Genomic DNA, 20,945 nt, shown 5'->3' on the forward strand with positions numbered 1-20,945 from the left:
CTCGCCCGCTTTTTCATCGCGCTAGCGCTTCTTTGGGATTGACCTAAGGCGAGCGAACCATAGGGCTGCGGCACCCGAGGTCAGGAGCGCGGTGATGCAAGCGGCGATGGGGGCTGATCCTGTTGCCGGTAGGTCCTGCGGTAGGGTACAGCGTTGAATGACACTGTCCTCGTCATGTGACTCAAGTTTATCGCCGCCGCCGTTGCGGCAAAGATCGACGCGTGCGCTGTTGGTGAGTGCAGTTTGGGGTGTATAAGCCGACGTTGCCTGCATGTGCACGACTGCGCCCCGAGCGTCTGTGCCAAGGATTGCTCTGGCATCGTCAAGGTCGTCGTGCTCATCTTTGAGATCATCGCGGGTCCAAGAATCCGTATCGCTTCGAGTCGTAAAGTCGGCGGCTACCGCACCGTATTCAATGCGAATGCCCGTCACGACGGTATTGGATGCAAGGTCGAGTTCTTTCGCCTCGAGTGTGGCGGATTCCGTGGTCGAGACATCCGCCTTCCAGAGGTGCCAGTCGTCGTAATCGACGAGGCGGCAATCTTCACCCAGACTCTCTTTTACTTCGTCGGACTCAAGCCAAGGATTTTCGTGCCCATCGTCAAGCGTCGCGTTTGCCGGCTCATCGACGTCTGTCGAGTCCAACGGCGTCGTGCGATACCACACGTTGCACAGACCGTTGAGGTCGCCGATGGCGACGGGGGTTTCGATTGAGACGAATCTCGCCGTGCCGTCTTTGGCGCACTCAAGATCATCGGTAATCGTAAACTCATCAACCCAAGTAGCGGAATCGTTTCGAGCATCGATGGTATAGGAGAAAAGCCCATCCGTATTGGTTTGCATCGCGGCGCGGTTTTTTCCATCGCCGTTAGCCAACAGACCCTTCCCGATAGGTTGGACAAGTTCCTGACGCTTGTCGACCTGTCCTTTGATCTCGATGGGCGCATCCTTCATCGCGACGGATTGGACTTCTCCCGTATCCTTTATTTCAAACGTTATCTCCTCGGCAAGGTCATAGGTCCGCGGAGACATCGTTTCGCGCAACGAGTAGGTGCCGGGTGCAAGATGTTCGATGCGGTGTGGCTTGTCGGATGAGGTCCAGGAGTCTATTTCGGTTTTATCGGGACCATATAAGGTGAGCTGTGCACCTTTCACTTCCTGCTCTCCGCTTGCATCGACCTTGGAGATATCAACCTTGGTGTAATCGTCGGATACGTTAAGCCGTGCTTCCACAACGGGTGTTTTCTGGTCGGCATAGGTAAGGTCGACGATATGGTGCGTCCGGTCGAGTAAGAAGCCGGTCGGCGCTTGAGTCTCGACAACCTCGTAGCGTGCGGTGCCAGATCCCAGCGGGAGGTCGTCCGCGCGTGCCTCTCCAGTTTCATCCGTCGCGACGGTCGCGACGGTCTCACCGTCGAGCGCGGCAATGCTACCATCGGGGCGCACGATATCACCCGAGGCACGGATCTCAAATATGGCGCCCGCGAGGCTGCTGCCGTCTACGGCATCGGTTTTAACGATCCTGATGTTTCCGGTCGCGGCGTGGTCATAATACGAGGCGATTGCAAAGGGCGTTAGGTTCATGTCGGCGGGTATGTTTACCTCGATCTCTTCACCGACAAGATAGGGCTCTTTGGCCGAGGTTTCGCGTACATAATAGGTGCCCGGCACGAGCGATTCGGGCAGTGTGACGGTGCCGGTCGCGTCAGTCGTAAAGGTGTCCATTACATTATGTGCTGGATACCAGCATGTTTGTGAGACAGGTTTGTGATTGCTGTCGAGGAGTTGGAAGGTGAATCCGGCTAGCGGAACAGAAGCGCCTGTTTGGGCATCGCGTTTTACAATCTGGAGATGCGTCGACAGAGCGTGGTTGTCCACGATATATTGAAGCTCGGCGCCGTCGGAAATCTGATTGGCCCCGACGGTCCATTCCCCTGCACGTTTAAAACCCTCGGGGACGGTTTCCGGAACCTCGCGAACGGTGTAGCCGGCGCGGTCGTATGGGATGGCTCCGTGGACACCGGCGGGTCGCTTGCCTGCGCCGAACCATGCTTCTGGCTGATCTTTGGTGGAGGCAAAGCCATAGATGTTTGTGGTCAGTGTGCCAACAACCTGCTGAGAGCTGTTGCTGACAACCTCAAAGACAACACCTCCTGCCGGCTGCTCCAGGCCGGATTGATCGCTATCGCCGTAGTCCTTGAATTTGGAAATCTCAAGGTCAAACGCAATGGGGATATCGGAAACGCGCGATTCGATCTCGACCACGCCTGAATCACCGAGATGGTCGGCTCCAACGGTATAGGACCAGCTGTCGTTGGCTGGCAGGTAGCCCTCGGGGGCTTTTGACTCGTAGATGGTAAAGGTTCCTAGGGGGACATCGGTGAGGGTAGCTCGACCGTTTTCATCGGTTGTGAGGGTTTGCGCCCATCCGGGGGTGGATTGCGACACGCACGTGAACTCTGCTCCTGCGAGTGAAGATCCCACCTGGGGTCCGGCATTCGTCGCGGCATCGAGTTTTACGACATGCAGGGTGATGGCGCCGGGTTGTTCATCAACGGCGACCTGTTCACCGTCATTCCCCGTGGTAAAGGCGATGCGATCACGACGGGGGACATAGCCGGCCGGCGCCTTTGTTTCAACTAGGTAGTATGCCGTGTTGGGCAGAAGTGCTGCCTGCGCTCGACCGTTGCTGTCCATCTGGATGGTGCCGACACGCGCGCCGCTGGCGCTCTCAAAAACATCGAATGTTGCCCCGTCAAACTGATAAGTATTGTTTCCGCTGGTAATGGCAGCGTTTGCAGGCTGCTTTTGGAAGGAAACAGAGACCGCCGGCAGTACATAGAGCATGTCTTGACGTTTGCTGCCGCCCGATACGGCTCCTAGATAGCGCCGCGCGCGGTGCGGAGCGGCTTTGATGCTTCCTGATTTTGCTCTGTCGTGGAGCCATCGCGCAGCCGCCACGACTTCATTGTCGGCGGTAAAGTGTCCACTCTTGGTTTTGCCCTGAGCGGTCGTGTAGGAGTAGGTGCCGTCGACATGGGTAGTGCCGTTGAGCATCCATACGGCAAGTTGGGTGGCGGCGCGGGCGCGATCTGGTGAAAGATGGTAACCGCCAAACGACGTGGCGGTAGGATATCCGTGACAAACGATTGCCGCGAACTCGTCGTCGAGCCACACCCAGCCTTGATCAAAGTTGAGCCATGGGCCGCCCGGCTTGGTGGGGCCGGGGCGCTCCTGGTTCATGCAGTAGGCAATCGAGGCGTCTTGAGCTTCATACTTGCCGATGAAGAAGGGCCCACAATCATCGCTAATGGTGCGGAAGCCGAGCTGATCGTAGCCATCGACGGCAAATGCGGCTCCCGGTGCCAGGCAGCCGAAAAGCAGGAAGAGGAGCAGGAGCAGCGGACCTGTTGCGATTGCGCTGTGGACAGAGTGCGTGGGTGCGTTGGACATGGCTGCTCCTTATCCCTCGTGCGCCGCACGGGGAGGCCGCGGCGCTTGGGATGAGGCTACCGCCATGGTTCATGCGGGTAAGTACCAGAAGCTGACCAAAAGCTTGCCCGATTTCTGACAAAGCGAACTCAAATACAACAATCAGATAAAAGTACAGGTAGAAGATGGTAAGAAAAGAAAGACAAAGGTCCTCATCTCCACAATTGACGCGATTTTCAAACGAATCTCCACAGCTAAAACAAGCATCACCACCCTTGTATCGAACAAGACAACCGCGTTATACTAGCCAACACAAGCGGGCATCGCCAAGTGGTAAGGCATCAGCTTCCCAAGCTGACACTCGCGGGTTCGAGTCCCGTTGCCCGCTCCAGTTAAGAGCACAAGCACGGCACCATCACGGTGCCGTGCTTTTTTCAATAAAGTGCCGGGACTCGAACCCGACAGGGTGCGAGCGTTAAATAAACGCGAAGCGTTTATAGCGAGCAGGCAAGGTCGCCGATAGGCGACCGCAGCCGGTGCGTATTTGCGAAGCAAATACGCGGACGTCCCGTTGCCCGCTCCATCAGCCAAGGGGGATGCTGGGACACTCGGTTCGATCCGGTCTCCTTCGGCGGCTTTGCGGACCGGGGCATGCTGACCACAGCAGGTGTGCGTCCGCGACGCGGGCGCGCGGACGTCCCGTTGCCCGCTCCTGCTTCAAAATGTTAGGTTCATGCCTGCTGCCCATACTTGCACCCGCGCACGGTACAATGGTTGGGTTACGACCAACGTGCCAATAACCAAAAAGGAGCCGCTATGATCGATCGCTATACCCGCCCGGAGATGGGACACATCTTCTCCCTCGAGAACAAGTACGCCATTTGGCAGGAGATCGAGGTCCTGGCCTGCGAGGCCCAGGCGGAGCTCGGCAAGATCGGCATTTCTAAAGACGAAGCCCAATGGATCCGCGACCACGCCAACTTTGAGAAGGCAAAGGTCGACGAGATCGAGGAAGTCACGCGCCACGACGTTATTGCCTTCCTGACCAACATGAAGGAGTACATCGACGCTGATGTTCCCGAGGGCGACCCCAAGCCCAGCCGCTGGGTTCACTATGGCATGACCAGCTCCGATCTGGGCGATACGGCTCTGTGCTACCAGCTCACCCAGGCCTGCGATCTGATCATCGAGGACGTCAAAAAGCTCGGCGAGATCTGCAAGCGCCGCGCCTTCGAGGAGCGCAACACGCTTTGCGCTGGCCGCACCCATGGCATCCATGCCGAGCCGATGACCTTCGGCATGAAGTTTGGCTCTTGGGCCTGGGAGCTCAAGCGCGATCTGGATCGTCTTGAGGATGCCCGCAAGAACGTTGCCTTCGGTGCCATCTCGGGCGCGGTCGGCACGTACAGCTCCATCGAGCCGTTTGTCGAGGAGTACGTCTGCGAGCACCTGGGTCTGGTCCACGACCCGCTGTCCACGCAGGTCATCTCCCGCGACCATCATGCCTATCTCGCCGGAGTCCTCGCCACCACGGCGGCCACCTGCGAGCGCATCGCTACCGAGGTTCGCAATCTGCAGAAGACCGATACGCTTGAGGCCGAGGAGCCGTTCCGCAAGGGTCAAAAGGGCAGCTCCGCCATGCCGCACAAGCGCAACCCGATCACCATGGAGAAGGTCTGCGGCCTGTCGCGCATCGTGAAGTCCAACGCCCAGGTCGCCTTCGACAATGTCGCCCTGTGGCACGAGCGCGACATTTCGCACTCCTCTGCCGAGCGCGTCGCCCAGGCCGATAGCTTCATCGCGCTCGACCACATGTTCCAGTGTCTCATTCGCGTTATCGACGGCCTGCAGCTGTATCCGGCTCGCATGATGGCCAACCTCAACAAGACTCGCGGCCTCATCTTCTCCTCCAAGGTCCTGCTGGCCCTCGTCGATACGGGCATCACCCGCGAGGATGCCTATGCGATCGTGCAGGAAAACGCCATGGCTACCTGGCACGAGGTGCAGGACTGCGCCGCCGGCCCCACCTTTAAGGAGCGTCTCGAGGCCGATCCGCGCTGCACCGTCAGCCAGGAGAAGCTCGACGAGATCTTTGATCCGTGGGACTTCCTCACCCGCATCGACACGGTCTTCGATCGCCTGGAGCAGCTCGAGTTCTAACTGATCGATTGGGGACGAAGTCAAACCGATCAGTTTACTTTCGGCCTCCGTTGAAGCTCGGCCTTTCAGCCCAAGCCCCGTTGGTAACGCGTTTATCAACGGGGCTTTTGCGTGGGAGCGTCGGGAAAGTCACACTTCAGCGGATGATGGTATATTGCAGAAATGTCGCTTGCCGTTAATTTGCCCCTTCTGGCAAACATTAGCTTGCAAGTGCTCGTTGGGGGGGGGGTATCCTTAAGCCAATTTTAAGGTGTGGGAGAATGCTGCGTTTTTTCACGAGAGATTGGACTTAGGGGAATGAGAAAAGGGTTTCGGAGGATAGCCGCAGGCATCTGCGTTGCTTTAACGGCGGCAACGTTTGGGCTGACGGTGGCCGCCCCGCATGCGGATGCTGTCATGCTGGAGTCGCAGGATGGTTCCATGGGTGCATCGTTTCTCCCATACGATTCGTCTACAGGCGATGTGTGGTCAGAATTTGATGTCGCTGTTGGACAGACGGTGAAAGGAAGGCTTTCCTTTTTTAATAAAAATCACGAATGGGCGCCCATTGACCCTAGTGATATCGATATCACATCGTCTGATGAGGATATCGCTAAAGTGAGCTATAAATCACGTGATTGGGTGTTGACAATTAGTCCCACCAAAGTCGGCACAACGACTATAACCATGAAGAGCAGGGCTGACGAGAGTTTAAACGGTTCTCTTAAGATTAAGAGCGTGGCTAATCTCAATCCAATTAAGGTGAGTTTCGTATCCTATGACCAATCCGGTGCGACGACAACGACTGCAACGCTGGGTTACACGGATGATTGTCCGCAAAAATGCGGGAACACGCACTATGCATTGCTAGAGGGGACAGTTTACGTTCACCCCAAGGACGAGACCCGTGCGGCTACATATTTTGAAATAAAGGAAGATCCCTCAAAGGATTCCAAAGTTCAGGCAAGGGTGAATTCGAATTATTATTCATATGGAACTTCTGAGCTAAGCGCTTCTTTGCAACTCGAGGCGTTGGCGAAAGATGCAAAAGAGGCCAAGGTTCTTGTCGACTATTGCAACGGCGAGACCGAGACGAAGAAGCTATGTGATGTTGTAACCGAGAATCAGGAGCCTGGATTCAATGAGCGTGGGAACAAAAAACAAAAGATGCTGGTTGGGGACAGCTCTTATCTTTCTGCCATTCTCAACGTTTCCCCAAATGAAGCACTGAAGGCATGCCAGCGTGCACATTGGGATGCGCTCGTTAGCTCTGTAACCTATTCTCTAGAAAGCAGCGATGTTGTTGAGCTTACCGATGGTGAAAACTCGTTTAAGGCAATAAAGCCTGGCACCGTTAAGGCTCATGCTCGTGATGGCCTTGGCAATGACCATCCCTTTGAGATAGAGGTTGTCGACCCTGCGGAAGTGAGCCTTTCGAAGGCTAAGTTTGTGTCGAGCGATTATACATTTCCCTGTGAGGTCAGTTCAGATAGTATATCCAAAGATTGGCTTTGGCTGGAATGTGACAGGGGGTTTGAATATCCAAAGGGCGTGCTGAGCAAAAGCGCTGAGGAATTGATGGACTCCTATGCCGGCGCAAAGTATTCTTTCACTTCAGATAATCCCGATGTCCTCGAGGTAAAAGGACCGATGTTTAATGGTGGCAGTTACTTGGGGTATTTAGTGCCTCATAGTTACGGCGATGCAACGGTTTCAATGTACTTGGGTGGTCGTCTCTGCGACACTATGACCGTTCACGTCGTCAAGCCGGGCGAGGAACCTGCAAAAACTACGGTCTCCATTACGGATGGTTACTCAACATCTATGGACAAGGGCACGACTCAGCAGTTGAAGGCAAAGGTTTCCCCTGACGATAAGGCCAGTAAGGTTGTCTGGTCCTCTTCTAACGAGAACGTCCTTACCGTCGATGGCAACGGTCTTGTTATCGCTGTCGGTGACGGTAATGCCACGATCACGGCAACAGTTGATGGAGTCTCTGCAACCACGGATACAATTACGGTAACCACTCCGGTAGTAAGGATCTCGAGCGTCAGTCTCAGCGCGTCGAATCTTAAGCTTGCTGTGGGCGGCGAGCCCTCGACGTTGACCGCAACGGTTGAGCCCAACAATGCAACGAATAAGAATGTGTCCTGGTCTTCGAGCGACCCGGAGGTCGCCACGGTTGCGGACGGCGTCGTGACCCCGGTCAAGGCCGGTGCTGCCACGATCACCGTTACCACTGAGGACGGCGAGTATAGCGCCACGTGCAAGGTGACGGTTATTCAACCTGCAACGGGTATCACACTCGATAAGCAGAAGGTCACGCTTGTGGGCGCTGCAACCGAGCAGCTTAAGGCAACGGTCGTTCCCGCGGAGGCTGACCAGACGGTTGTCTGGAAGTCCAGTAACGACAGCGTCGCTACGGTCGATCAAACCGGCAAAGTGACGTCTGTTTCCAAGGGCGCCGCAACCATCACTGCTTCGACCGAAGATGGCACCTATTCTCAGGATTGCGCGGTGACTGTTTCCAACCCCGCAACGAACCTTACGGTCGACCAGACCGCTCTTAACCTCAAGAAGGGCGAAGAGCGCACCGTGAAGATTTCTCTTGTTGGAGCCCTTGCGGGCGAGGTCGACGAGACCAAGCTTGCTCTGGATAACACGGGCGCTTCTAAGGCGTTTGAGGTTGTCGACAACGGCGATGGCTCCTACACCGTTACCGCCCTCAAGACCGGTTCTGGCTCATTTGTCATTACTGCAGAATCGCTCTCCCAAACCGTCTCGGTGACCGTGACCAACCCCGTCCAGAAAGTCGAGCTCGACAAGACGAGCCTGTCCTTTACCGTCGGTGATGCCTCCGTAAAGCTCTCCGCAACGGTGAGTCCTGTCGATGCAGACGATACGACGGTGAGCTGGGCCTCCAGCGACTCGTCGATCGCTACGGTCAAAGACGGCGTCGTGACGCCGCTTAAGGCCGGTACCGCCACGATCACCGCCACCTGTGGTGACAAAACAACGACCTGTACCGTTACTGTAGCGGCGAGGACCATTGCGGGCGTTGCAGGTAGCGACGGAACGGACGTTAGCGTAAGCGCCGAGAACAATGCCGCTGCCGGCATTGCCCAGAACAACAGCATCTCTCTTGTGGTCGAGGAACCGACAAATCTTACCGACGCCGCCAATGCTACAATTTCCGGCCTTGAGCAGGGGAGTACCAAGGTTGCCGATAAGCTCGATATCAAGCTTCTCAAGGACGGCGAGGTTATCGAGGACTACGAAGGCATGTCCTTCATCGTCCGTGTCAAGATGACTGCCGCCATGAAGGCGCTCACCAATCTCAAGGTGCTCTACGTTGCTGAGGATGGTTCCACCCAGGCTATGGATACGTGGATCGAGGGGGACTACCTCTGCTTCCGCACGAGCCACTTCTCGACGTACGTGGTGACGGGCGAGGAGGCCAATGGGGAGCCGGCTCAGCCTACGCAGCCCGTGACGCCGTCCCAGCCTGGTCAGCAGACGACGACCAGGGTGACCAAAAAGTCTACTAAGACTACTAAGGGTGCGCTCGCCAATACGGGCGATCAGGCCCCTGCCGTCGCCTTTATTATGGCCGTTGCCGGCGCTTCGTTGATTGCCTTCGCGCTTATGCGCAAACGTCTCGAGCGTTAGGGCGCCCCTCTCGTTTAAGCGCGACCTTTCAGTCCAAGCCCTGTTGGTAACTCGTCTTACTAACGGGGCTTTTCCGTTAAAGACTTCAGCCCGTGTGTCGCGTGCAGTGCGGCGCGTCGGAAACCGCCAGATACGCGGTCGGCGCCAACGGCCTGAACGAGGCGGCGGTCGGGGGTGCATTCGGGAGCAGTTGAGCTTCGAGTAGGGTTAAACTAATTCGACCGCTTGCGGTTGCATTTGGACCATTGGCGCCTTGCCCGTCTTGGGCGAGGCGCTTTTTTTTATTGCCGCATCAGCCCCGGGTATAAAATGAAATCCGACTGCTGTTTCGATGAAGGGAGGCGCGTGCCCGGACGTATCAAGCGAGTCACCATTGTCTCGTTTACGCTCATGCTCCTTGTTGCTGCCTGTGTGGTCGCCCTGACGTATACCGTTCGAAGCAGCTCTTCCTCCTCGAATGAAGCCGACAAAGATCTCCCAGTACTCAAAATCGGCGTTACGGATAACGACCCCTATGTGTATATCGATACCACGGGCGATTACGTCGGTATCGATATCGACATCGCCCGCGAGGCCTGCAAGCGTGCGGGGCTCAAGCCACAGTTTGTCGATATTGACTGGAACGATCGCGACCGGCTGCTCAAAAACGGTGATATCGATTGCCTGTGGTGTGATTATTCTCCCTGTTATCGCGAGGATAAGTATTACTGGACCGAGCCGTATCTAACCGTGACGGTCTCGGTTGCCGCCAAGAAAACGAGCGGCATCAAGTCCTTGGCGCATCTCGATGGAAGCAAGACCATCGCGGTGATTGCGGGCTCGGTGAGCGAACGCCGATTGCTCGCAGGGGATCTGGAAATCTCGCCGGACGTGCAAATCAAATCGTACGGTTCTGCCGAGCTCTGCAAAGCCGCCCTCGCCAAAGGGTATGTCGACTGTTGGATGGCGGACGTTCAGCCGCTTGATCGACTTGTCGCCCAGTATCCCGGCCTTTACCGCGTGTTCGCTGACAACGTTATGACGGTTGACCTTGGCGTCGCGTTTAAGGACGGCTATGAGGGGGAGTACGTCAAAAACCTCAATACCGTGCTGTTCGAGATGGATCGAGATGGCACGATTGAGCGCATTGTGGGCAAGTACAAGGCAGGGGCGACGACGGACGGGCAAGGAGCGGAATCATGACAAATGATGAGCGCCGCTTGCGCCGAAAGGCATTAGTCACCGCGGCTATCTGCGTTGTGGTCAGCGCTGTTCTGTTGGGTCTGCTGTATATGGTCGGCACGCATCGCTGTCTCGATAAAACGCTTGGGTTTGGTCAGGAAACCATGGTGTTTTTAAAAAACGCCTGCGAAAAATATGACCGATATGAACAGGGAAGAAAAACCGAAGCGACGCACAATTTGGATGCCGTGCTCGAGTCGTTTTCGACGTTCTTGCCGTCTGATCACGTTGAAGTCAACGATGACCTCGTCGAGGAGTACGTCCATACCGAGCACCTTTCGGGAATGTTGGTCATGGACGCCGACGGCCATATGGCCGCTCATTACGATATTGATGGTCGCGATCCGCTGATGCTGTGGCGAGAGGAGCTGGCCTGTTCGTCGGTCGCATCGATGTATCGAGGATCCAAGGTGTCCTACTCGACGGTCGTTGAGCGTCGCGATGTCGATTTTGCCGTGAGTGTTGTTCCGTACGGTGATGGCGTAGCGCTGGGGTATCGATCGCTTGCGCTCGAGCCCGCCGATGATTATTCGTATACGATCGCCGACGTGCTCGTGAACAACACATTCCATCAGAGCCCAACGGTGCTCGTGATGCGCGATATGCAGATCGTTTCCTCAAACGATTCGAATGTCGATCTAACCCTTGCCCGGCTTCTTGCCGATAGCGGAATTGATTGGAAAGACGAAGGCTTAACACGTATCGAATATCGGGGAAGTACCTGGTATGCCGTGCGTGCGGCGTATGAGGACTATCGCCTGTTTGCGCTTTATCCCAAATCTGAGGTCATGTCGGGCAGGATTTCATTTATCGCTGCCGGCGTGCTGGTGCTCTTGGCGTTTTGGGTTGTAGTGCTGTTGGCGCGCAACATTGCCGATCGTCGCAATTTGGCCGAAAAGGACAAGCAACTCGGCATCATCAATGCTATCAGTTCCATATATGAGTCGACCTTCCTGCTGCATCTCGATACGCTCGAGATCGAGGGAATTAACATGTCGCCATCGGTGGCGAAGATATTTGCCGAGCACGCCGAGGCATATGACTTTTTTGCAACGGTTTGCCGAGACATTGTGAGTCCCGAAAGTCGCGAGGCGGTCATGGAGCTCTTAGATATAAAGACACTTCGGGATCGTATGGAGGGCGTGCCGTACTTGGATGCCGAGGTGCGAGATTGCCGAGGTACGTGGTATTCGCTGCAGGTTGTTCCACAGCGCCGCGATGAGCGGGGTCGACTGGAATCGGTCGTCGTGGCGACGCATAACATCTCGATGACAAAGCGCGCCGAGGAGCTCTCTTTCCAGGACAAGCTGACGGGACTTCGCAATAGAAATTACCTTGAGTCCCTTGGCGACGATCTGGTGAACGAGTCCCTGCCCGTGAGTGTGATCATGATGGACTGCAATTTCCTCAAGCATACCAACGATCTCTACGGTCACGAAATGGGCGATGAGCTGCTACGGCGTACGGCGTCTGTATTGAGGCGGGCGGCAGGCGAGAAGTTTGTGCCTATGCGCATTGGTGGCGACGAGTTCTTGTTGATTTGCCCTCACACCGATCGCGAATCCGCATGTGAAGTAGTGCAAGATCTTCGCCTCAGCCTTGCTGCTGCGAGCGATGAGGTGCTGACAGTCAGTGCGTCGTTTGGTGTCGCGACGGCAGAGACACCCGGATGTACACTGACCGAGATGTACCACATCGCTGACCACAACATGTATCAAGAGAAACGAAAAGTCCACGCTCGGGAAGCAGATTGCTAGTATTGCTGCCGCCGGTTTGCGCATTGGGGAATGTTGAATCGGTGCCCGCGATACTTTATCGGTTCGGACGGGGATAATAGACGTCTGAAATTGCTTTACGAGAGGGGAACGCAATGATTAGTTTTGATTACAAGCCTCAGGGCGTATGCGCTCGCAATATCCACCTTGACCTGTCCGATGACGGCAACAAGGTGGTGGGCGTCGAGTTTACCGGTGGCTGCAACGGCAATCTCAAGGCTATCTCCAAGCTGGTCGAGGGCGCTCCTGCCGATCGCGTAATCGAGGTTCTCGCCGGTAATACCTGCGGTATGAAAAAGACTTCTTGCGCCGATCAGCTCACGCGCGCCATCGAGGCCGCTCGCGCCGAGATCGCCTAATGAGTATCGCCGACCACGTCAAGAACGGAATATCGCGCCGCGGCTTTGTGCTCGGAGGGGCTGCCGCGGGCGCTGCCACGGTGCTTGCCGGATGCTCAAAGAAAACGGGTACCAGCGACGATGCTGCCGGCGAGCCACAGGTTATCAAAGACGACTCAAAGATTGTCTCGATTACGGATGAGTATGAGGCCGTCGATATCGATCTTGAGCCCATGGCTTCATGGACATTGCCCTTGGGTACGCTGCTGTACTACTGCGACGGCGATTACGCCGCGGCGATGATGGCCCCGGCGTCTGCGTTACATGCCAACACGCTTGGCGTGCTCAACTTGGGCGACGGCTCGCTCACGACGCTTATCGAGGATCCCGTCGAAGGTACGGGGTATTCGTTTTACGATGTTCGCGCCGGCGATGGCGTGTTTGCTTGGGTCGAGATGAACTTTGCGAACTCATCGTGGAAACTCTACGCTCAAAATCTGTCGGGCGCTTCGCTCTCTGGCGACGTGGTTGAGCTCGATCGGGGTGGCAAGGACTATGATCCGCCACTGTTTACGGCGTTCGGGTCATCGGTCATCTGGTATAAAATGCCTTCGGCAGGCGGCAATAAAACGAGTAGTGATTCGTTTTGCTATCGTCGCTCGCTTGATGAATCCAAGGCCGAGGTAATTTGGAAATCGATGGGCCGCTTTGCATCGGCCCCGCGCGCGAGCGACGGCATTTTGACCATCTCGCCGCGTGTCCGCAACGACGAAGGCGTCTACTATGGCATAACGGCAATCGATCTGACCGATGGCAACAACACCAAACGTGCCCAGCTAGTCCTTCCCTCGTCAGTCTCGCCTTTCGAGGCCGTATATATGGGCGATACCTTCGTGTTTTCTATCGAGGCGACCTATAGTGGCGTGGGCAGCTTGGGCAACATGGGCACGTATATCGGTAATGAGGGAGGGCCGTACCTCTTTCTGTCCCGCGAGCCGCTCGCATGTGCTGCCGGCAAGAAGAATAAATATCTCGTTAAGGTACAGGCATCGCATTTTCTCATCGACACCTCTGCCAAGACCTATGGCTCGCTGTTGTCGCCCGACCGCGCTTTGGAATATGGCGATTATCCAGCTACGGCGGGAAAATCGGACTCATTCCTTACGTACGCCACGGTGCGCAACAGCCAGGGTATACCCGAGACGGTCACCGCACGCCTATTCTCTCTTTAAGCTTAGAGGGGTTAAAAAGGCGCCAACAGGGGAATAAACGCGTTGTAATTGTGAGTACCGCCCGCCGAGCTGCCGCGTCATAGTGGCATCCGGCGGGCTCAGGTGCGTTAAAATGGGCTTGTTCTTAGCTGATTGAGACAGGGGGGCCGTGTTATGGCTTCAGATGCAAAAAAGATTCTGCTGGTCGAGGATGAGAAGGCAATCCGTGACGCCGTCGCTGCCTATCTCGAGCGCGAAGGCTACTGGGTTGTGGGTGTCGGCGACGGCCAGTCCGCGATCGAGGAGTTCGAGAAGCATCAGTTTGACCTGGTCGTGCTCGACCTTATGCTCCCCAAGATCCCCGGCGAGCGCGTTTGCCGCACCATTCGCGATACCTCGGATGTCCCCATCATCATGCTGACTGCCAAGGGCGAGATCGAGGACCGTATTATCGGTCTTGAGCTCGGCGCCGACGACTATCTGATTAAGCCGTTCTCGCCGCGCGAGCTTGTCGCGCGCGTACGCGCCTTGTTCCGCCGTGCCCATCAGGCCGACGAGCCAGCCGTCGAGGTACTCGACTTCGGCGATCTGGTCATCGATATCTCGGGCCACAAGATTTTGGTCGAGGGCAAGGAAGTCGACCTGACGGCTTCCGAGTTTAAGCTGCTCACCACGCTTGCCCGTCACCCCGGTCGCGTCTACAACCGCATGGAGCTGGTCGAGAAGGTGCTCGGCTACGACTTTGAGGGCTATGAGCGCACCATCGATAGCCACGTGAAGAACCTTCGCGCCAAGCTGGGCGATGATCCCAAGAAGCCCAAGTGGCTCTACACCGTCCACGGTGTCGGCTATCGCTTCGAGGCTCCGGCCAAGACCGATAAGTCGGACGAGAAATAGGGAAATCACATATGACACCTGCGCGCTTTGAAATCGGACAAAAGCACAAGCAGGAGAGCGAGGCGGGTTCCAAGGCTAGTTGGAACACGCCTCGTTCCGATTCACGGCCAACGATGAGCTATCCCTCGCGCATGGCACTTGCTTTTGCTCTGACATCGCTCATGACGGTATTGGTGCTGGTGGGCGTGGTCTCTGTTGTGTGGGGCACGGTCTTTTCGGATTACACGCGCTCCAATATCGTCGAGATCGCCAATTCTGCTGCCGAAAAGCTTGCGACGTCGTATGAGGAAAACGGCAACTGGACTGCGGGCGAGCTGCGCACGGTCGCGACATCGAGTTTGGTGTCCGACGATTTGGGCATGCAGGTCGTCAATAAAAAGGGCGTTGTTGTCTATGACGACTCGTGGCCTTCGGCAAGTGCGACTGCCGATGTGCGCGAGAGCGAATCGGCGTCTCGCAGCTCGAGCGGTAAAAAGGCCTCGCATAGCCCGGTCTCGTCTGCTCCAACCGACTCCGATAGCGTTGCCAACGTCGAAATCATAGCGTCTTCGGGCGAGCATGTCGGACAGGTGAAGCTATGGGCCATCGGCTCCGATGCCTTGCTCACCAAGGCGGATTCTGCATTTAGGGAGAAGACCTTTAACGCCATGGCCCTCGCCGCGGTTGTTGCAATCTGCATTTCGGTCGTTATCGGATCGCTCGTGTCGCGCATGCTCACCAAGCCGATTCATCGTATTACGAGCACGGCCAAGCAAATTCGCGATGGCGATCTGTCCGCTCGCACGGGCTTGCGTGGCGATGACGAAATCGATCAACTGGGTGAGACCTTTGACGAGATGGCCACCTCGCTCGAGAAGGACATGAAGCACGAAAAGCGCCTGACCTCGGATGTCGCGCACGAGCTTCGCACGCCGCTTATGGCCATGCTTGCAACGGTCGAGGCCATGCAGGACGGCGTGTATCCCACCGACGACGAGCATCTGGAAACCGTTGCTTCCGAGACGCGTCGCCTGGCTCGTCTGGTGCAGCAGATGCTCGACCTGTCGCGCATGGAAAACAGCACGGCTCCGCTCAACCTTGAGCCGGTGGACATGGTTCCTTTCGTGCGTTCCATCGTCAATGCCCAGGAGCGCCTGTTTGTCGACCGCGATCTGCGCTTGCGCTTTGCTGACGAGACGCAAGGTCACGACGATGTCGTCGAAGCCGATCCCGACATGATCACACAATGCGTCATCAATCTCATGAGCAACGCCATGCGCTATACCCCCGAGGGCGGTTGGGTCGTGGTGTCGGTGCTCAGTGACCGCAAACACGTCAGCGTCGCCGTTTCTGATACCGGCATCGGTATTGCCAAGGATGACTTGTCGCGCATCTTCGGCCGTTTTTGGCGCGCCGATGCCAGCCGTGCCCGTGAGGCGGGCGGTCTGGGCGTGGGCCTCGCCGTGACTAAACAGATCGTCGAGCGCCATCATGGCTACATTTCCGTGGAGTCGGAGCTTGGAAAGGGTACGACTTTTACGATTCATCTGCCTCGCGAGCACACGGCGGACGCGGCATCTACTACAATGGAGCACTAGCTTTTCGCTATTCGGTGAAGGAGGGGTTTCGTCCCTGCCGCTCCGAGTTTGCGAAAACGTGCGGGAAAGAACCCGCATTACTGTCGTATTTTGGTAAGGAGTGACTCACGTGACAACGATGGAGCGTCGTCCGGATTCCCGTGGCAAGGTTCGTGATATCTACGATGCCGGTGAAAACCTGCTGATGGTCGCCACCGACCGCATTTCTGCGTTCGACTTCATTCTTCCCGACGAGATTCCGTTTAAGGGAGAGGTGCTCAACCGCATCTCGGCATTCTGGTTCGATAAGTTTGCCGACATCGTTCCCAACCACCTCGTTTCCATCGACCCGGCGGATTTCCCCGAGGAGTTTGCCGAGTATCGTGACTACCTCGCAGGCCGCGCCATGCTGGTCAAGAAGGCCCAGACGATTCCTATCGAGTGCATCGTCCGCGGCTATCTGACCGGTTCGGGCAAGAAGACCTATGACGAGAACGGTACCGTCTGCGGCATTCAGCTGCCCGAGGGTCTGACCGAGGCCTCCAAGCTTCCCGAGCCGCTGTTCACGCCGTCCACGAAGGCCGAGATCGGCGACCACGACGAGAACATTTCGTTCGAGCGTTGCTGCAAGATCGTGGGCGAGGACATCGCCGCGCAGATTCGCGACCTGTCCCTCAAGATTTACAAGGCCGCTGCCGAGTATGCCGCGACTCGAGGCATCATCATCGCCGACACCAAGTTCGAGTTTGGTGTCATCGATGGTAAGGTTACGCTGATCGACGAGTGCCTCACGCCCGACTCCAGCCGTTTCTGGCCTGCCGCCAGCTACGAGGAGGGCAAGATTCAGCCCAGCTACGACAAACAATTCGTCCGCAATTGGCTCAAAGCCAACTGGGATATGACGGGGGAGACCCCGCACCTGCCCGCCGAGGTCATCGATGGCACGTCCGAGCGCTATCGCGAGGCCTTCCAGATCATCACGGGCTCCCAGTTCACAAGTATGAAGGAGAACGCATAAGTGAGTACCCGTAGCGCCACGAACAAGCGCACGCAATCCCACGAAGTTACCGGGGTTGCGCGCAAGTCCGCCGCATCTGCTAAGCCCGCCCGTCAGGCAGCGAGCTCTGTCCGCGTCGTGCCAGCTTCGTCTAAAGCTCGCCGCAAAGAGCTCGAGAAGGGCGAGAACCTCGAGGGCCTCTCTAAAGAGGAGAAGCGCGCTCGCAAGGCCAAACAGCGCGCCAAGGAGGATCGTATCTACACGGTGTCGAATATCCTTCTCAAGCAGGATGAGGACTACACCAAGCGCCGCCGTATTTGGTGGGCCGTGCTCGCTATCGGCATGGTGTTCATCGTGGCAATTTGGGTTTCGTTCTACTTCGTTCCCGGCGGCACGGTGTCCAGTCCCGTCCAGATGGTCGGCATCGTTTTGTCCTATGTCATCATTCTGGGTGACTTTATCTACGACTTCGTTCGTATTCGTCCCCTGCGCAACATGTACCGCACGCAGGCCGAGGGCATGTCCGAGAACAAGCTCAACGCTCTTATTGAGCGCGCGGCTGCCGAGGAGGACACGAAGGCCTCCAAGAAGAAGTAGCGCTTGTATCCATACTTATCGCTAAGATATAAGGCGCGTCGTTTTTGCGGCGCGTCTTTTTACTGTTCTATAGATAGATGGAGTGGCACATGATTCGAGCTGCCCTGACGGTCGAAGAAGCTCTGGAGGGCATGAAGGCCCTGGAGCCCAAGATTAAAAACTATGCGCGTCTGGTTGTCCGCAAGGGCGTAAACGTCAAGCCCGGCCAGGAGGTTGTCGTTCAGTCTCCGGTCGAGTGCGCGCCTTTTGCCCGCGTGGTGGTCGCGGAGGCTTATGACGCCGGCGCTGGCCACGTGACGGTCATTTGGGCCGATGATGCCGTGACGAGGCTCACGTACGAGCATGTCGATAAAAGCTATTTTGAGCAGACGCCCGAGTGGAAGCGCCTGCAGCTGGATTCCCTGGCCCAAGATGGCGCCTGCTTTATCTTTATCGAGGGCGCGGACCCTGCAGCTCTCAAGGGTATCGATCCCGCCAAGCCCGCCGCGGCTTCCAAGGCAAGGAACACGCAGTGCAAGGTCTTCCGCCGTGGACTGGACTACAACATCAACCCGTGGTGCATCGCCGGCGCTCCGGTCGTGGCTTGGGCGCACGAGGTGTTCCCGGGAGACACCGATGAGGTTGCAATCTATAAGCTGTGGAATGCGATTCTGCACACCGCTCGTGCCGATGGCCAGGACCCGGAGAGCGACTGGGAGCTTCATGACGCGGCGTTCGAAAAGAACCTGCGTTTCCTGAACGACAATCGTTTTGACCGCCTGCATTACATCGCGGAAAATGGAACCGATCTGACGATTGGCATGACGAAGGGTCACGAGTGGGCCGGCGGCAAGGGCAAGACGCCCGATGGCCACCCCTTCTTCCCCAACATCCCCACCGAGGAGGTTTTTACCTCGCCTGATCGCATGCGCGCTGACGGAATCGTCTACTCGGCCATGCCGCTCATCCACCACGGTAACAAGGTCGACGATTTTTGGATTAAGTTCGAGGGCGGCCGTGTGGTGGACTACGACGCCCGCGTGGGCAAGGCGACGCTTGCGAGCATCATTGACACCGACGAAGGTGCCGCTCGTTTGGGTGAGGTCGCGCTCATCTCCAAGAACACGCCGATCCGCGAAAGTGGCGTTCTGTTCTACGATACGCTCTATGACGAGAACGCCAGCTGCCACCTTGCGCTGGGTGTCGGCTTCCCCGAGTGCATCGAGGGCGGGTATGACATGTCCAAGGAGGAGCTCCTGGAGCATGGCGTTAACGTCTCGAGCACGCATGTCGACTTTATGATCGGCACGGACGACATCGATATTACGGGCATTACGCCTGATGGACGTGAAGTTGTGATTTTCCAGAACGGCCAATGGAGTTGGGAATAGTCCCAGACCGTGGTACAATGCCACCCGCGGGCCGTTAGCTCAGCTGGCAGAGCAGGGGACTTTTAATCCCAAGGTCCAGGGTTCGAACCCCTGACGGCCCACCATAGAAAAGAAAAGCGACTGGCGGATGCCGGCCGCTTTTTTGTTGCCGGTACACGGGTTCGAACCCGTCGGGGCGCGGAGCTGAGTAAACGCGAGAGCGTTTGCCAGCGCAGCGCGCAAGGCGCGAAAGCGCCGCAGCGGCCGCCTGCGGAGCAGGCTGAACCCCTGACGGCCCACCCAAAGAAAGGAAAACAAAATGAAAACAGATAGATATGGAATTAGCGGCAGCACATTAAAGATAATAGCAGCCATTTCGATGGTTCTCGATCATGTGAGCAGAATCGTCCTGACCAATGGAATCATGACTCACGCATCGTACAGTCAGATATCAGACGAACAGTGGGCGATTCTAAGCCAAGCTTCGGATGTGCTTCATGTTCTTGGCAGAATTGCATTTCCCTTATTTTGCTTTTTGATAGTTGAGGGATTTTTGCATACTCATGACATAAAGAAGTACCTGCGAAATATGCTTGTCTTCGCAATCATTACGGAGCCCATATACGATTTCGTTCAAACCGGGCAACTATTTGACCTTCGGCAACAAAATGTTATGTGTGAGCTCCTGCTTTCCTTGGTCTTTTTGATTATTCTGGAAAAGATACAAAGTCTTTCAAAATGGAAAAGGTACATCGCAGAAACTGCTCTGATTGTTTTGACAGCACTGGCAGCTGAATACACTAAACTGGATGGCGGTGTGTACGGCATTCTGCTTGTGGCTGCATTCTATTTATTCCACGACAGCAAGGCCAAGATGTTCTTTGCTGCAGTGTGCGCAGTGCTCCTTTCGTCATGCCATATAGTTGGCGGCGGATTCGAGTTTGCTACAGCTAATGTACTTAATCCTGATGCTGCTGCCGCGGTCGTTTCGTTGCTGCTTATCAATCTTTATAATGGCAAGCGAGGGCTGAAGCTCAAATATTTCTTCTACATTTTCTATCCGGCACATCTTGCTCTGCTTTATGGCGTCTCACTTATTGTTTTGAACTGTCTTTAAAAACTCTCAAACAAGTCTCTGAAAGCAGAAACAAATTGACCCTAAGACTGCTTGTGAATTTCCGGAAGACCTGAGAGGTGCGAGGATAGGCAACGAGGGCTGCAGAAAGATGCTTCTCAGTTCTCTGGCGAATCGCACGTATCTGCATGAGGATCACTTCCACACACTCATTAATAACAGTGATAAACACGGCAGATCCTCAAAACATGAGGCTGCGGAGGTCGAACGATGCTTCGAAAGCATGAATGGCAGCGAGAAAATGAGTTCGGAAGCACCCTCTGGATGCTCCAGCAAAGAACAGAAGGCGATCGGCTCCGGCTGGTCGCATTTTTGTTGCCGGTGCACGGGCTCGAACCCGAACTTGTCTATATATAAGAACGCTTGGCGAACAAAACCTGCCTTTTACCGACGGGAAACAAATAGGTGATGCTTTTGGAGTAAAGTGGCGCTCCAGAGATGACCGATGCCTTAACACCTATAAACCAGCTGGTCATCGCCAATATCAGAAGCTCTTGCTTCGAATACGGCCTCAGTGAAGCAACTGAGGGTTCTATTCATTTGTGAACAAAATATGGAGTGCTGGATTCCCGCCCCCGGGGGCCCTCCGGTCTGGCAATATATCTCCTTGCCGCGCGGCCCGGTCGGAC

Annotated in this window: 13 protein-coding genes and 2 tRNA genes; 14 read left to right on the plus strand and 1 reads right to left on the minus strand. The window is 56.1% G+C overall.

Translation table 11 applies throughout. The annotated features are described in order from the left end of the window. Positions 1-21: 21 nt before the first annotated feature. Entirely contained in the window at positions 22-3,453 is a 3,432-nt protein-coding gene (locus tag DW037_RS07385) for a SpaA isopeptide-forming pilin-related protein (protein ID WP_118373091.1), read from the minus strand. Positions 3,454-3,748: 295 nt separating this feature from the next. On the opposite strand from DW037_RS07385, the gene DW037_RS07390 reads away from it, so the two are divergent. The 14 genes from DW037_RS07390 to DW037_RS07455 all read left to right on the plus strand — a co-directional run bounded on the left by DW037_RS07390 (position 3,749) and on the right by DW037_RS07455 (position 20,298). After that, positions 3,749-3,823: transfer RNA gene (locus DW037_RS07390), tRNA-Gly, on the plus strand. 425 nt (positions 3,824-4,248) lie between these two features. After that, entirely contained in the window at positions 4,249-5,592 is a 1,344-nt protein-coding gene (gene purB / locus DW037_RS07395) for an adenylosuccinate lyase (RefSeq protein ID WP_117584013.1), read from the plus strand. Positions 5,593-7,293: 1,701 nt separating this feature from the next. Beyond that, complete coding sequence (locus DW037_RS10625) at positions 7,294-9,240, plus strand: Ig-like domain-containing protein (protein WP_158571963.1); 1,947 nt, start codon at positions 7,294-7,296, stop codon at positions 9,238-9,240. 345 nt (positions 9,241-9,585) lie between these two features. Further along, a complete protein-coding gene (locus DW037_RS07405) occupies positions 9,586-10,422 on the plus strand; it encodes an ABC transporter substrate-binding protein (protein ID WP_158551694.1) in 837 nt (278 codons plus the stop codon). Next, complete coding sequence (locus tag DW037_RS07410; RefSeq protein WP_117584010.1) at positions 10,419-12,218, plus strand: diguanylate cyclase; 1,800 nt, start codon at positions 10,419-10,421, stop codon at positions 12,216-12,218. The genes DW037_RS07405 and DW037_RS07410 overlap by 4 nt, the downstream gene beginning before the upstream one ends. A 113-nt stretch (positions 12,219-12,331) precedes the next feature. Next, a complete protein-coding gene (locus tag DW037_RS07415) occupies positions 12,332-12,595 on the plus strand; it encodes a TIGR03905 family TSCPD domain-containing protein (protein ID WP_117629999.1) in 264 nt (87 codons plus the stop codon). After that, positions 12,595-13,806 (plus strand): twin-arginine translocation signal domain-containing protein, encoded by a 1,212-nt coding sequence (locus tag DW037_RS07420; protein WP_117630000.1) that lies wholly within the window; start codon positions 12,595-12,597, stop codon positions 13,804-13,806. Before DW037_RS07415 ends, DW037_RS07420 begins: the two co-directional genes overlap by 1 nt. Before the next feature lie 153 nt (positions 13,807-13,959). Continuing rightward, a complete protein-coding gene (locus tag DW037_RS07425) occupies positions 13,960-14,682 on the plus strand; it encodes a response regulator transcription factor (protein WP_006236208.1) in 723 nt (240 codons plus the stop codon). Between the two features lie 11 nt (positions 14,683-14,693). Further along, a complete protein-coding gene (locus DW037_RS07430; RefSeq protein WP_117630001.1) occupies positions 14,694-16,259 on the plus strand; it encodes a cell wall metabolism sensor histidine kinase WalK in 1,566 nt (521 codons plus the stop codon). Between the two features lie 118 nt (positions 16,260-16,377). After that, positions 16,378-17,256 carry a phosphoribosylaminoimidazolesuccinocarboxamide synthase gene (locus DW037_RS07435; protein ID WP_117630002.1) on the plus strand — a complete coding sequence of 293 codons (879 nt, stop codon included), beginning with the start codon at positions 16,378-16,380 and terminating at the stop codon, positions 17,254-17,256. Then, complete coding sequence (locus tag DW037_RS07440; protein WP_117630003.1) at positions 17,257-17,832, plus strand: hypothetical protein; 576 nt, start codon at positions 17,257-17,259, stop codon at positions 17,830-17,832. It begins immediately after the preceding gene. 89 nt (positions 17,833-17,921) lie between these two features. Beyond that, entirely contained in the window at positions 17,922-19,202 is a 1,281-nt protein-coding gene (locus tag DW037_RS07445) for an aminopeptidase (RefSeq protein WP_117630004.1), read from the plus strand. 28 nt (positions 19,203-19,230) lie between these two features. Beyond that, positions 19,231-19,306: transfer RNA gene (locus tag DW037_RS07450), tRNA-Lys, on the plus strand. Between the two features lie 194 nt (positions 19,307-19,500). Next, positions 19,501-20,298: a TraX family protein gene (locus DW037_RS07455; RefSeq protein WP_117630005.1), complete on the plus strand. Its 798-nt coding sequence runs from the start codon at positions 19,501-19,503 to the stop codon at positions 20,296-20,298. Positions 20,299-20,945 lie beyond the last annotated feature (647 nt).

This window comes from Collinsella sp. AF39-11AT (assembly GCF_003474585.1).
Classification (GTDB): Bacteria; Actinomycetota; Coriobacteriia; order Coriobacteriales; family Coriobacteriaceae; genus Collinsella.

Bases quoted from the DNA above. Each gene is read 5' to 3' on its own strand.
- DW037_RS07435 (WP_117630002.1), top strand. From the start codon at position 16,378: ATGGAGCGTCGTCCGGATTCCCGTGGCAAGGTTCGTGATATCTACGAT.
- DW037_RS07415 (WP_117629999.1), top strand. From the start codon at position 12,332: ATGATTAGTTTTGATTACAAGCCTCAGGGCGTATGCGCTCGCAATATC.
- DW037_RS07425 (WP_006236208.1), top strand. From the start codon at position 13,960: ATGGCTTCAGATGCAAAAAAGATTCTGCTGGTCGAGGATGAGAAGGCA.
- DW037_RS07410 (WP_117584010.1), top strand. From the start codon at position 10,419: ATGACAAATGATGAGCGCCGCTTGCGCCGAAAGGCATTAGTCACCGCG.
- DW037_RS07385 (WP_118373091.1), bottom strand. From the start codon at position 3,453: ATGTCCAACGCACCCACGCACTCTGTCCACAGCGCAATCGCAACAGGT.
- DW037_RS07420 (WP_117630000.1), top strand. From the start codon at position 12,595: ATGAGTATCGCCGACCACGTCAAGAACGGAATATCGCGCCGCGGCTTT.
- DW037_RS07445 (WP_117630004.1), top strand. From the start codon at position 17,922: ATGATTCGAGCTGCCCTGACGGTCGAAGAAGCTCTGGAGGGCATGAAG.
- DW037_RS07430 (WP_117630001.1), top strand. From the start codon at position 14,694: ATGACACCTGCGCGCTTTGAAATCGGACAAAAGCACAAGCAGGAGAGC.
- DW037_RS07455 (WP_117630005.1), top strand. From the start codon at position 19,501: ATGAAAACAGATAGATATGGAATTAGCGGCAGCACATTAAAGATAATA.
- purB (WP_117584013.1), top strand. From the start codon at position 4,249: ATGATCGATCGCTATACCCGCCCGGAGATGGGACACATCTTCTCCCTC.